This is a genomic window from Pseudomonas sp. P20, from assembly GCF_016463925.1.
In the GTDB taxonomy this organism is placed as follows: Bacteria; Pseudomonadota; Gammaproteobacteria; order Pseudomonadales; family Pseudomonadaceae; genus Pseudomonas; species Pseudomonas aeruginosa.
Map to the genome: position 1 here is coordinate 243,653 of NZ_JAEMVM010000007.1, position 12,696 is coordinate 256,348.

General features: G+C 67.1%; 9 protein-coding genes. All 9 read right to left on the reverse strand.

Going from position 1 to position 12,696, the window contains the following annotated elements; all coding sequences use genetic code 11:
* Nucleotide 1: 1 nt before the first annotated feature.
* The 9 genes from phaC (JHD77_RS08615) to JHD77_RS08655 all read right to left on the reverse strand — a co-directional run bounded on the left by phaC (JHD77_RS08615) (nucleotide 2) and on the right by JHD77_RS08655 (nucleotide 12,548).
* Nucleotides 2–1,684, reverse strand: a complete 1,683-nt coding sequence (phaC, locus tag JHD77_RS08615; protein ID WP_031756304.1) for a class II poly(R)-hydroxyalkanoic acid synthase — start codon at nucleotides 1,682–1,684, stop codon at nucleotides 2–4.
* Nucleotides 1,685–1,987: 303 nt separating this feature from the next.
* Entirely contained in the window at nucleotides 1,988–2,845 is an 858-nt protein-coding gene (gene phaZ / locus JHD77_RS08620) for a poly(3-hydroxyalkanoate) depolymerase (RefSeq protein WP_003095866.1), read from the reverse strand.
* 152 nt (nucleotides 2,846–2,997) lie between these two features.
* Nucleotides 2,998–4,677: a class II poly(R)-hydroxyalkanoic acid synthase gene (phaC, locus tag JHD77_RS08625; protein WP_003095864.1), complete on the reverse strand. Its 1,680-nt coding sequence runs from the start codon at nucleotides 4,675–4,677 to the stop codon at nucleotides 2,998–3,000.
* A 418-nt stretch (nucleotides 4,678–5,095) separates the two neighbouring features.
* The gene (locus JHD77_RS08630; protein ID WP_003095857.1) at nucleotides 5,096–5,467 is read right to left on the reverse strand and encodes a gamma-butyrobetaine hydroxylase-like domain-containing protein; all 372 of its coding nucleotides are present in this window, start codon (nucleotides 5,465–5,467) and stop codon (nucleotides 5,096–5,098) included.
* Between the two features lie 94 nt (nucleotides 5,468–5,561).
* Entirely contained in the window at nucleotides 5,562–6,905 is a 1,344-nt protein-coding gene (hslU, locus tag JHD77_RS08635; RefSeq protein ID WP_003095854.1) for an ATP-dependent protease ATPase subunit HslU, read from the reverse strand.
* A gap of 28 nt (nucleotides 6,906–6,933) precedes the next feature.
* Complete coding sequence (hslV, locus tag JHD77_RS08640) at nucleotides 6,934–7,467, reverse strand: ATP-dependent protease subunit HslV (RefSeq protein ID WP_003095852.1); 534 nt, start codon at nucleotides 7,465–7,467, stop codon at nucleotides 6,934–6,936.
* 118 nt (nucleotides 7,468–7,585) lie between these two features.
* On the reverse strand, nucleotides 7,586–8,281 hold the full coding sequence (locus tag JHD77_RS08645; protein ID WP_003095850.1) for an SPOR domain-containing protein: 696 nt from the start codon (nucleotides 8,279–8,281) through the stop codon (nucleotides 7,586–7,588).
* Nucleotides 8,282–8,315: 34 nt separating this feature from the next.
* Nucleotides 8,316–10,079 (reverse strand): arginine--tRNA ligase, encoded by a 1,764-nt coding sequence (argS, locus tag JHD77_RS08650; protein ID WP_003103285.1) that lies wholly within the window; start codon nucleotides 10,077–10,079, stop codon nucleotides 8,316–8,318.
* A 249-nt stretch (nucleotides 10,080–10,328) separates the two neighbouring features.
* Entirely contained in the window at nucleotides 10,329–12,548 is a 2,220-nt protein-coding gene (locus tag JHD77_RS08655) for a primosomal protein N' (RefSeq protein ID WP_003103282.1), read from the reverse strand.
* Between the last annotated feature and the right edge of the window lie 148 nt (nucleotides 12,549–12,696).

Below are 12,696 nucleotides of genomic sequence, written 5' to 3' on the forward strand. Positions count from 1 at the left end.
TTCAGCGTATATGCACGTAGGTGCCCGGGGCCGCTTCGAGGGGCGGATGCGCGGCGCTGCCAAGGTTGAAGTCAGGGTTGCCCAGCTCGCCCGAGCGCTCCTGCAGCCAGCCCAGCCAGACCGGCCACCAGCTGCCCTCTTCGCGCTTGGCGTCGTAGTACCAGGCGCGTGGATCGCTGCTCAGCTTGTCGTTCTCGAAGTAGCAGGCCTTGGGGTTTCCGGGAGGGTTGAGGATGCTCTGGATGTGCCCGCTGTTGGACAGGATGAAGCGGCGCTGGCCGCCCAGCAGGAGGGCCGAGCGATAGACCGCGTCCCAGGGCGTGATGTGGTCGGTGATGCCGGCGACGTGGAAGCTGTCGATCGCCACCTTGCCCAGGTCCACCGCGGTCCCGCTGACCTCCAGCGCGCCCGGGCGGGTCAGCGGGTTGTGCTTGAACAGGTCGAGCAGTTCGCCGTGGAACGCCGCGGGCAGCCGCGTGTTGTCGTTGTTCCAGTAGAGGATGTCGAACGCCGGCGGCTGCCTGCCGAGCAGGTAGTTGTTGACCCAGTAGTTCCAGATCAGGTCGTTGGGGCGCATCCAGGCGAACACCTTGGCCATGTCGCGCCCGTCCAGCACGCCATGCTGGTAGGAGCGGCGCTTGCTGCTCTCCAGGGTCTGCTCGTCGGCGAAGAGCATCGCCGGGCTTTCCATCTGGCTGTCGAGCAGGCTGACCAGGTAGGTGACGCTACTGACCTTGCGCAGTTGCCGGCGCACCTGCAGGTGGCCGAGCAAGGCGGCCACGGTGAGCCCGCCGGCGCAGGCGCCGGCCAGGTTCACGCTGCGGCTGCCGGTGATCTCGCGGCTGACCTCGATGGCCTGGTCGAGGGCCTCGACATAGGTGCTCAGGCCCCATTCGCGGTGCTGGGCGTCGGGGTTGCGCCAACTGATGACGAAGACCTGCAGGTTGTTCTTCAGGGCGTACTGGACGAAGCTCTTTTCCGACGACAGGTCGAAGATGTAGTACTTGTTGATCTGCGGCGGCACGATCAGCAGGGGCTTGGCGTACTGGCGCTCGCCCAGCGGCTTGTACTGGATCAGCTCCAGCACCTCGTTGCGGAACACCACCGCGCCTTGCGTGGTGGCGAGGTTGCGACCGATCTCGAAGGCGGTCTTGTTCACCTGGCTGGGCATGCCGCCGTTGTGCACCAGGTCTTCGAGCAGGTGGCGGACGCCATTGAGCAGGCTGATCCCGCCGGTATTGAACAGTTCCTTTACCGCCAGTGGATTGATCAGGCTGTTGCTGGGTGCCACGGCGTCGGAGAGCAAGGCGACGAGGAAGCGGGCGCGGGCGCGATCGTCGCAGTCCAGGTTGCTTTCGTCGATCCAGGCGAGCAGTTGCTTCTGCCACGCCAGGTAGGCCTGCAGGGTGCGCCGGTAGAAGGGATTGAGGCGCCAGGATGGATCCTGGAAGCGGGCGTCCTGTGGGTTCGGCTGGTGCAGGGTGTCGCCCAGCAGCACCTTGCCCAACTGGCCTCCGAAGGCGACCAGGTGCCGCGCACTGTGCAGCGGCTGGCGCAGGCCGTGGACAGCCAGGCTGCGGACCGTCGTCAGCAGGTCCTTGCCGCGCAGGCCGACGATGGCGCTCTGTGCACTCATGAACTCGGCGGGCACCGGCACGCTACCCGATTCCTGCTTTTCTCGCATGGACCACACTCCGTCGTAGGACCACAGTCTGGATGCCACGGGCGATCGTCCCCTGGCTCGGAATACTCAGTTATAGCCTGTGAATTCCGTTTCACCCGGGGCAGAACCGCACACCTGCCTGAACAGGGAGGATGCCGCCCGACAGTGGGGCAGCAAGCGCTGTACCACAACGCCGGGAGGGGCGTCGCAGAGCTTGCGCTGTCGCGGCGAAGCCAGGCGCCATGCGCCGTTGCGGAACATTGACTATGCACCTGCACCATGACGAAGCAGTGTCTGCTGCCCTGGTGTTGCCCGTGCAGCAGTTCAGCCGGTCTTGGGCAGGAACGGACGAGGGTGCATGACGGCGCGGCGGCGCTCCTCGGCGAGGAACTTCATGATGATCGGCGCCACCGATTCGGCGCGGGTCACCAGGAACAGGTGGCCGTCGTCGATCACGTGCAGTTCGGCGTTGGGAATGCGCCAGGCCAGCACACGCATGTTGATCAGCGGGATGATCGGGTCGTCGTCGCCGGCCAGCACCAGGGTCGGCTGGCGGATCCGATGCAGCCAGTGGATGCTGGTCCAGCCGAGCCCGGCGAACAGTTGCCAGTAGTAGCCCAGCTTGCCCGACGAACGCACCTTGCTGGCATGCGCCATGGCCAGCTTGGGGTCGCGGCGGAAGGCCCCGCCGTAGATGTCCGGGGCGATGTGTACGCCATAGGAGGGCTGGATGTAGCGCCGCGGGCTGGCCATGCGCATCAGTACCTTCGGCTTGCCCGGCACCATCACCGCGCCAGCCGAAGTGGCGGCGAGGATCAGCTTCTTGCAGCGTTCCGGATAGTCGTGGGCGAACTGCTGGGCCAGCGCGCCGCCCCAGGACACGCCGATCGCGTTGACCTGGCCGTAGTCCAGGTAGTCGAGCATCCGCGCCGCCAGCTTGGCCAGGCCGGGAAAGCGGTAGGGCACGCTGGGCGTCGAGGAACCGCCGACGCCGGGAACGTCGAAGGCGATCACCTCCAGTTCCGGGTCGAGCGCCTGGACGAAGGGAAATACCAGTTCCAGGTTGGCGCCTATGCCGTTGAAGATCAGCAGCGGAGTGCTTCCTTCCTTGCCCGGCCGCACTGCGGTGCGGATGGTCTGGCCGTCGAGGTCGATGGTCCGGAAGACGAAGGGCTGGGGCATGCTCGGGGTCCTCGGCGGCGCAGCCGCGGGCTCGGCGATACGGGGCCTGGCCGGCTTCCGCGCGGCGCGGGGCCGCGCCGGAGGCGCTGGCGGGGTTTCGTCGGCGGAGGCCGCGGATCGCTCCTGCGGCAGTTCTTCAGGCTGGTCGCTTTTCATCGTTCATGCACGTAGGTTCCGGGCGCGGCTTCGCCGGCCGGATAGGTCTTGTTGCCCAGGCTGGCGGGCGCCTTGCGGGTCTTGCCGGAGCGTTCGGCCAGCCATTGCTGCCAGTGCAGCCACCACGAATCGGCGTGCTTGCCGGCCTGTTCCAGCCAGGCCTTGGGCTCGGCGGGCAGTTCCGGATTGGTCATGAAGCGTGCCTTGGGGTTGCCCGGTGGGTTGAGGATGCTCTGGATGTGGCCGCTGTTGGAGAGGATGAACTCGCACTTGCCGCCCAGCAGCCTGGCCGACTTGTAGCACGACTCCCAGGGGGTGATGTGGTCGTTCAGACCGGCGACACAGTAGAAGTCGCAAGTCACCTGCTTCAGGTCGATGGGCGTGCCGGAGACCTCCAGGGCGCCGGGGCGGTTCAGCGGGTTGCTCTTGAACAGTTCGACGAACTCGCCGTGCAGCGCGGCGGGCAGGCGCGTGGTGTCGTTGTTCCAGTAGAGGATGTCGAACGCCGGCGGCTGGTTGCCGAGCAGGTAGTTGTTGACCCAGTAGTTCCAGATCAGGTCGTTGGGGCGCATCCAGGCGAACACCTTGGCCATGTCCTTGCCCTCCAGCACGCCGGACTGGTAGGAGCGACGCTTGGCGGCCTCCAGGGTCTTCTCGTCGGCGAACAGCGCGACCTGGGTATTCAGTTCGAAGTCGAGCACGCTGACCAGTTGGGTGAAGGCGTTGACCTTCTTCTCGCCGCTGGCGACGTAGTGGCCGACCAGGGTCGCGGTGGTGATCCCGCCGGAGCAGGCGCCGAGGAGGTTGAGGTCCTTGCTGCCGGTGATCGACAGGACTACCTCGATGGCCTCCTTGAGCGCCTCGATATAGGTGGTCAGGCCCCATTCGCGCTGCGACTTGGTCGGGTTGCGCCAGCTGACGATGAAGGTCTGCACGCCGTTGCGCAGGCAGAAGCGCGCCAGGCTCTTGTCCGGGGACAGGTCGAAGACGTAGAACTTGTTGATCTGCGGCGGCACCACCAGCAGCGGGCGTTCGTGCACCGACTCGGTGATCGGCCGGTACTGGATCAGTTCCAGCACGTCGTTGCGGAACACCACGGCGCCCTCGGTGGTGGCCAGGTTCTTGCCCACCTCGAAGGCGTCCATGTCCACCTGGCTCGGCATCCCGCCGTTGTTCACCAGGTCCTTGGCCAGGTGGCCGAGGCCGTCCAGCAGGCTCTTGCCGCCGGTCTCGAAGAAGCGCTTGACCGCCGCCGGGTTGCTCAGGCTGTTGGTCGGCGACATCGCCTCGGTTAGCAGATTGATGACGAACTGGCCACGACTGATGTCTTGCGGCGACAGGTCGCTGTGGCTGATCCAACTGTGCAGTTCCTTGCGCCAGGCCAGGTAGGTCTGCATGTAGCGCTTGTACAGCGGATTCTGGCTCCAGGCCGGATCGGAAAAGCGTCGGTCGTCATCGCCTGGGCGTAGCTCCGACTGGCCGAGCAGGACGTTCTTCAGCTCCAGGCTGAAATGCGCCACGTGCCTGGCGCTGTGCAGCGGCTGGCGCACCGCCTGGAGCAGGACCATGCGCGCGGAGGTGAGCAGGTCCTTGCCCCGGATGCCGATCACCGGATTCAGGTTCAGCGTGTTTTCCGCGGCTTGCTTGGGAAGCTCGTTATTGTTCTTCTGACTCATCGGCAACGCTCCATTGTTCGAGGCGAAACAGGGGACCGCAACGAAACCGGGGACCAGGTGTCCGGCCGGCTACTGCTCGACTACCAGCCCACCCGCACGTTTCAGGGCGGGGCGGACGCACGTCAGGGAAGGGAACCCGGACAAGGGGCTGCACCGTCTTGGTTACGCGAGTTTCCGCTGGCGTGCAAGCTGGCAGAAGCATCGGTGGCCGGCGTGGCTGGCCCGGCGAGCGGCCGACCTGCGGACTAGAGCGTTGCTGCCGTGCAGGGTAGGACATTCGCCGTGGCGACCGCGCCGACCGGATGTCTGGTCTGGCAGTCTGCGGGGCGAATGTTGCAAATGACGTGCCCTCGTTCGGGGCAGCGGAGAAAAATCGCCTGGATGCCGTGTGCCGCGAAGGGGCACTCGGCCCGGCGCTTCAGAGCATCAGCTTGACGACCGACTCGTCGGGGTCGCGCGACTTGCCGGCGCTGGCCAGCTCCGCCAGGTAGTCGGCCCATAGCTGGTCCTTGCGGGTCGCCAGCTCGTACAGGTAGTCCCAGGTGAACAGGCCGCTGTCGTGGCCGTCGTCGAAGCTCAGCTTCAGTGCGTACTGGCCGGCGGGTTCGACGCCGACCAGGCCGACGTTCAGCTTGCCGTACTGCAATACCGGGTTGCCGTGGCCCTGGACCTCGGCCGAGGGCGAATGCACGCGGAGGAACTCGGCAGGCAGGTCGTAGCTATCCTCGCCGTAGCGCAGGGTCAGGGTCTTCGAGGCTTTGTGCAGCTGGATGGCGGAAGGGATACGCATCGCATCGGACTCGCGGAAGGGCGGAGTACAAGGATACCCCGGTTCGGGACCGCGCGGCCCGCCGCCACGGTGTTGGCCGTGGCGGCGGCGGTGGTCAAAGGATATAGCGGGACAGGTCCTCGTCCTCGGCCAGCTCGCCGAGGTGGCTGTTGACGTAGCCGGCATCGATCAGGATCGGCTTGTCGCTATGCTCGCTGGCCAGGTCGGCGGCGCTGAACGAGACCTCTTCCAGCAGCCGCTCGAGCAGCGTATGCAGGCGGCGGGCACCGATGTTCTCGGTCTTCTCGTTGACCTGCCAGGCGATCTCGGCAAGGCGCTTGATGCCGTCCTCGGCGAACTCGATGGCCAGCCCCTCGGTCTTCAGCAACTCGCGGTACTGCTCGGTGAGCGAGGCATGCGGCTCGGTGAGGATGCGCTCGAAATCGTTCGGACTGAGGGCCTTGAGCTCCACGCGGATCGGCAGGCGGCCCTGCAGCTCGGGAACCAGGTCGCTCGGCTTGCTCAGGTGGAAGGCGCCGGAGGCGATGAACAGGATGTGGTCGGTCTTGACCATGCCCAGCTTGGTGTTCACCGTGCAGCCCTCGATCAGCGGCAGCAGGTCGCGCTGTACGCCCTCGCGGGAGACGTCGGCGCCGCCGGCGTTGGCGCGCTTGGCGATCTTGTCGATCTCGTCGATGAAGACGATGCCGTGCTGCTCGACCGCCTCCAGGGCGCGTGCCTTGAGCTCTTCCTCGTTGACCAGGCGCACCGCCTCTTCGTCGCGGATCAGCTTCAGGGCCTCGGCGACCTTCAGCTTGCGGGTCTTCTTCTTGCCCTTGCTCATGCCGGAGAACAGGTTCTGCAACTGGTTGGTCATCTCCTCCATGCCGGGCGGGGCCATGATCTCCACGCCGGCCGGGTTGTCGGCCACCTCGATGTCGATTTCCTTGTCGTCCAGCTGGCCTTCGCGCAGGCGCTTGCGGAACAGCTGGCGGGTGTTGCTGTCCTCGCGTGCCGGCTCGTCGCCGAAGCCCATGGCGGGACGCGCGGCCGGCAGCAGGGCATCGAGGATGCGCTCTTCGGCGGCGTCCTCGGCGCGATACTTGACCTTCTGGATCTCCTGTTCGCGGAGCATCTTCACCGCGGCGTCGGCGAGATCGCGGATGATCGATTCGACGTCGCGTCCGACATAGCCGACCTCGGTGAACTTGGTCGCCTCGACCTTGATGAACGGCGCGTTCGCCAGGCGCGCCAGGCGGCGGGCGATCTCGGTCTTGCCGACGCCGGTGGGGCCGATCATGAGGATGTTCTTCGGTGTTACCTCGGCGCGCAGCTCGGCCGGCAGTTGCATGCGTCGCCAGCGGTTGCGCAGGGCGATGGCGACGGCGCGCTTGGCGTCGTCCTGGCCGATGATGTGGCGGTTGAGTTCGTGGACGATCTCGCGGGGCGTCATGGACATTCGTTTACTCCAGCGGGGGACGAGCGCTTCAGACGGCGCTGTCCAGCTCCTCGATGGTCAGGTTCTGGTTGGTGAAGACGCAGATCGAGCCGGCGATGTTCAGCGCGGTCTCGGCGACTTCCCGAGCGCTCAGCTCGGCGTTGTGCTGCAGCAGGGCCAGGGCCGCGGCCTGGGCGAAGCCGCCGCCGGAGCCCATGGCGATCAGGCCGTGTTCGGGTTCGACCACGTCGCCGTTGCCGGTGATGATCAGCGAGGCATCCTTGTTGGCGACCGCGAGCATGGCTTCGAGGCGGCTCAGGGAGCGGTCGGTGCGCCAGTCCTTGGCCAGTTCGACGGCGGCGCGGACCAGGTGCCCCTGGTGTTTCTCCAGTTGCTGCTCGAAGCGCTCGAACAGGGTGAAGGCATCGGCGGTGGCGCCGGCGAAACCGGCCAGTACCTGACCGTGATACAGGCGCCGGACCTTCTTGGCGTTGCCTTTCATCACGGTGTTGCCCAGGGAAACCTGGCCGTCGCCGCCCATGACGACTTTGCCGTTGCGGCGGACAGATACGATGGTGGTCAAGGGGGAAATCTCCACACTGCGGGGCCGAATGCCCGGAATGCTGGGAGATATAGGGGCGATCCGCGGCTTTTCAACCGCACGCACCGCCGTGCGTCGGAACGCACGGCGTGGCCCGCGTTCAGCGGGCCTTGCGTTGCTGTAACAGCAGGTTGCTGAAGCCGTTGGAGGACAGTGTCTTCTGCGCCTGGGACAACTGGTCGCGGCTGTTGAACGGGCCGACCATCACCCGGTACCAGGTCTCGTCGCGGACGTTGCCGGCCTCGACGTTCACCGACTGCCCGAGCAGGATGATCTGCGCGCGCACGCGGTCGGCGTCGGACTGCTTGCGGAACGAGCCGGCCTGCAGGAAGAACTGCGTGCTGGCGGCGACCACCGCTTTCGGCAGCGGCGGTGGCACCTGCCCGGCGAGTGCGGCCTTGGCCCGCGCTTCGTCGGCCTTGGCCAGTTCGGCGGGGGTGGGCGGCGGCGGGGCCTTCTCCGGTACCGCTTCCGGCGGCACCACGACCTCGGACTCCGGCAGCAGGGTGTAGAACTCGTACTTCGGCTTGGCCTGGGCCGGCGTCTGCGTTTGCGCGGGCTGCTGGGCCTGGCCGTTCTGCTGCGGCTGCTTGCCCTGCACGGCGGCCGGGCGCTGGGCGTCCGGGCGTTCGCGCTGGACGTCCTTGCGCCCGGGTTCGAGCTTCATCAGGAACATGATGAAGCCGCCGATGGCCAGGCCGGCGACCAGCCAGACCCAGCCGGGAACGCCGTTCTTCGCGGCGGGCGCCTGGTAGCGGCTGGCGCCGCGCTTGGGGGCGGGTTTCTTCTTTGCCATGGGGGTTCCCGGACTCCTGTTCGGGCGGGTTCGATTACATGCGTTCCAGAGTCTTCAGACCGAGCAGCTCCAGGCCCTGTTCCAGGGTACGGCCGGTCAGCGCGGCGAGACGCAGGCGGCTGTCCTTCTGCGCCGGGTCCTCGGCGGTGAGGATCGGGCAATGCTCGTAGAAGCTGGAGAACAGCCCGGCCAACTCGTACAGGTAGGCGCAGAGCAGGTGCGGCACGCCCTTGAGCGCGACGTTGTTGATCAGGTCGCCGAACTGCGCCAGCTGTGCGGCCAGGGCCAGCTCCTGGGGCTGCTCGAGGACGATCTTCCCGCCCAGTTGCTCGCGGCCCTGGCCGAGCTTGCGGAAGACGCTGGCCACGCGGGTGCAGGCGTAGAGCAGGTAGGGTGCGGTGTTGCCTTCGAAGCTCAGCATCAGTTCGAAGTTGAAGCTGTAGTCGCTGGTGCGGTGCTTGGACAGGTCGGCGTACTTCACCGAGTCGATCCCCACCACCCGGCCGATCTCGCGCAGCTGGACCTCGTCGAACGGCTCCTCGCCACGCTCGGCGCGCTGCTCGTTGCGTTCCTTGACCAGCGCATAGGCGCGGCTCTCGGCCTCTTCCAGCAGGTCGATCAGCTTCACCGTACCGCCGTCGCGGGTCTTGAACGGACGGCCGTCGGCGCCGTTCATGGTGCCGAAGCCCATATGCTCCAGCTCCATGCCGGCCGGAACGAAACCGGCGCGCCGCGCCACTTCGAAGACCTGCTGGAAGTGCAGGGCCTGGCGCTGGTCGACGAAGTACAGCACGCGGTCGGCGTGCAGCACGTTGTGCCGATAACGCATGGCGGCGAGGTCGGTGGTGGCGTAGAGGTAGCCGCCGCCGGCCTTCTGCACGATCACCGGGAGCGGATTGCCCTCGGCGTTCTTGAACTCTTCGAGGAAGACGCACAACGCGCCGTTGTCTTCGGTGAGCAGGCCCTTGGCGGTCAGGTCGGCGACCACCTGGGCGAGGTCGTCGTTGTAGGCGCTCTCGCCCATGACGTCGGCCATGCTCAGCTTCACGCCGAGACGGTCGTAGACCTTCTGGCAGTGCGACAGGGAAATCTCGTTGAAGCGGGTCCACAGGCGCAGGCAGTCGGGGTCGCCGGCCTGCAGCTTGACTACCAGTTCGCGGGCGCGGTCGGCGAATTCGGGAGACTCGTCGAAGCGTTTCTTCGCCGCGCGGTAGAAGACCTCCAGGTCGTGCAGCTCGGCCTCGGCGTCGACCGGTTGCTCTTCCAGGTAGGCGAGCAGCATGCCGAACTGGGTGCCCCAGTCGCCGACATGGTTCTGCCGGATCACCGTGTCGCCGAGGAACTCGAGGACGCGCGCGACGGCGTCGCCGATGATGGTCGAACGCAGGTGGCCGACGTGCATCTCCTTGGCCAGGTTCGGCGAGGACAGGTCGATCACCACGCGCTGCGCCGGGCCTGCCTTGCGCACGCCGAGACGTTCGTCGGCGAGTGCGCGGTCGAGGCTGGCGGCGAGCCAGACGTGATCCTGGAAGAAGTTGAGGAAGCCGGGGCCGGCGATCTCCACCTTGGCCAGTTGCTCGTGGGTGGGGATTGCCTCGACCAGCCTGGCGGCCAGGTCGCGCGGCTTCATCCCGGCCGGCTTGGCCAGCATCATGGCGATGTTGCTGGCGAAATCGCCGTGGCTACGGTCCTTGGTGTTCTCCACCTGGATGTCCGGGGTCAGGCCGGCGGGCAGGGTGCCGTCCGCGGTCAGTTGGTCGAGGGCTTGCTGGATCAGCTGGCGAATCGTGTCTTTCATCGTTTTTCTCCGTGCTCGCGGGCAGAGGGGCGGCGCGCGACGGTCGGGCAGGGGAAGGGCCGGCGGATGCGGCGCTCCGAAGTTCACTCCCCGCGATGTGCGCGGGGTGGCCGGTCGAGGCTCAGAACCGCGCATTATCCGTGGGCGGACAGGCGTTGCCAACCGTTGCGGCGATTAGCCGACAGTTTGCGCCGGACATCGCGGATTCCGGCTGACCCCAGTCAAGCGGGGCGTCTTCCTGGAAGGCGCTCAGAACAGGTCGATCGGATCGATATCGAGCGACCAGCGCACCTGGCGCCCGCCGGGCAACTGTTCGAGGCTCTGCAGCCAGGGCGTCAGCAGGCGATGCAGCGGCGCCCGGCTCATGCACTGCAGCAGCAGTTGCGCGCGGTGCTTGCCGGCACGCCGCTCCATGGGCGCGGGCACCGGCCCGAGCAGTTCCACCTCCGGTCCGCCCATCTGCTCGAGCAATTGCTCGGCGGCACTGCAGGCGCTGTCGAGGAAGGCTTCCGCCTGGCCCGGCTTGTGCGCTTCGGCGCGCAGCAGGGCGAGGTGGGCGAAGGGCGGCAGGCCGGCGGCGCGGCGTTCGCTGAGGGCCTGTTCGGCAAAGGCGAAGTAGCCGTCCTCGGTGAGCTGGACCAGCAGCGGGTGATCGGCCAGGTGGGTCTGGATCAGTACCCGTCCGGGCTCCTCGGCGCGTCCTGCGCGGCCGGCGACCTGGACGATCTGCTGGGCCATGCGTTCGCTGGCGCGGAAGTCGGCGGAAAACAGGCCGCCATCGGCATCGAGGATCGCCACCAGGGTGACCCGTGGGAAGTGGTGCCCCTTGGCGAGCATCTGGGTGCCGACCAGGATGCATGGCTCACCGCTGTTGATGGTGGCGAAGAGGTCGCGCATGGCGTGCTTGCGCGAGGTGCTGTCGCGGTCGATGCGCAGCACCGGATGGTTCGGGAAGAGAATCCGCAGGCGTTCCTCGGCGCGCTCGGTGCCGGCGCCTACCGGACGCAGGTCGAGCTTGCCGCACTGCGGGCAGTTCATCGGCGGCCGCTGGCGGTGGTCGCAGTGGTGGCAGCGCAACTCGCCGCTGCCCTGGTGCACGGTCATCCGCGCGTCGCAGCGCGGGCATTGGCTGATCCAGCCGCAGTCGTGGCAAAGCAGGGTCGGAGCGAAGCCGCGGCGGTTGAGGAACACCAGGACCTGCTGGCCGGCCGCCAGGGTATCGCCGATGGCCTGTTGCAGCGGGCGGGAAAGGCCGGCGTCGAGCGGCATGCTCTTCACGTCGAGGCGGATGAATTTCGGCGGGTGCGCGCCACCGGCGCGCTGGGTCAGGCGCAGCAGGCCGTAGCGGCCGGCCTGGGCGTTGTGCAGGCTTTCCAGGGCGGGCGTGGCCGAACCGAGCAGGATCGGCACGTTCTCCAGGCGTGCGCGTACCAGTGCCAGGTCGCGGGCGTGGTAGCGCAGGCCGTCCTGCTGTTTATAGGAGGCGTCGTGTTCCTCGTCGACGATGATCAGTCCCGGCCGCTTCAATGGAGTGAACAGTGCCGAACGGGTGCCGATGACGATGTCGGCCTCGCCATCCCGGGCGGCGAGCCAGGCGTCGAGGCGCTCGCGGTCGGTCAGGGCCGAATGCAGCAGGGCGATGCGCGCGTTGAAGCGGCGTTCGAAACGCGCCAGGGTCTGCGGCCCCAGGTTGATCTCGGGAATCAGCACCAGGGCCTGGCGGCCTGCGGCCAGGGTTTCGCGGATCAGTTGCAGGTAGACCTCGGTCTTGCCGCTGCCGGTGACCCCGGCCAGCAGGAAGCAATGGAAACCGCCGTGGCTGGCGCGAACCGCCTCGAAGGCGGCGCGCTGCTCGGGGTTCAGCGGCAACTCCGCCTGGGCCAGCCAGCCGCCTTCGCGCGGCGGGGTGCTGTGGCGCCGCACCTCCAGTTCGACCAAGCCTTTTTCCTTGAGCAGGTCGAGGCTGTCCTTGTTTATCTGCAACTGGTTCAGCAACTCATGGGACACCCCGTGCGGATGCTGCTTGAGAATCGCCAGGGCCTGGCGCTGGCGCGGCGCCCGGGCCAGGCGCGGATCGTCGAGGCTGGATTGCGCGGTGGCATGCCAGAAGCGCTGCTGGCGCGCCTCGGCCGGCTCGCCCTGGCGCAACAGGTTGGGCAGCGCCCAGGACAGGGTGTCGCCGAGGCTGTGCTGGTAGTACTGGGCGGTCCAGCGACAGAGTTCGAGCAGGTGCGCCGGCATCGGCGGCTTGGCGTCGAGTACCCTGAGGGCAGGCTTGAGCTTGTCTTCGGGTACTTCGGAACGGTCCGTCACCTCTATCAGAACGCCAACCAGCTCCCGGCGCCCGAACGGCAGCAGCAGGCGAATCCCCGGCTGTAGGGCGCTGCGCGGAATGCCGCGGGGCGCGCGGTAGTCGAACAGGCGGCGGAGTGGCGAAGGCAGGGCTAGGCGTAGGATCAGGTCTGACACTCAGCGGCTTCCGGGGATGAAGGAAACGAGGACTGGGCCGGCGATGTTAGCAGACGACCGGCGGGCGGGGTCGCTTGCATAGATGAATCGGTCTGGTATGATCCACGCCCTTAATTACGTGCGGTGCCTGGTAAACGCGCTGGGTGGC

Coding starts and splice junctions, on each gene's coding strand:
- JHD77_RS08630 (WP_003095857.1), bottom strand. CDS start 5,467: ATGCGTATCCCTTCCGCCATCCAGCTGCACAAAGCCTCGAAGACCCTG.
- phaC (WP_003095864.1), bottom strand. CDS start 4,677: ATGAGTCAGAAGAACAATAACGAGCTTCCCAAGCAAGCCGCGGAAAAC.
- hslU (WP_003095854.1), bottom strand. CDS start 6,905: ATGTCCATGACGCCCCGCGAGATCGTCCACGAACTCAACCGCCACATC.
- phaZ (WP_003095866.1), bottom strand. CDS start 2,845: ATGCCCCAGCCCTTCGTCTTCCGGACCATCGACCTCGACGGCCAGACC.
- argS (WP_003103285.1), bottom strand. CDS start 10,079: ATGAAAGACACGATTCGCCAGCTGATCCAGCAAGCCCTCGACCAACTG.
- phaC (WP_031756304.1), bottom strand. CDS start 1,684: ATGCGAGAAAAGCAGGAATCGGGTAGCGTGCCGGTGCCCGCCGAGTTC.
- JHD77_RS08645 (WP_003095850.1), bottom strand. CDS start 8,281: ATGGCAAAGAAGAAACCCGCCCCCAAGCGCGGCGCCAGCCGCTACCAG.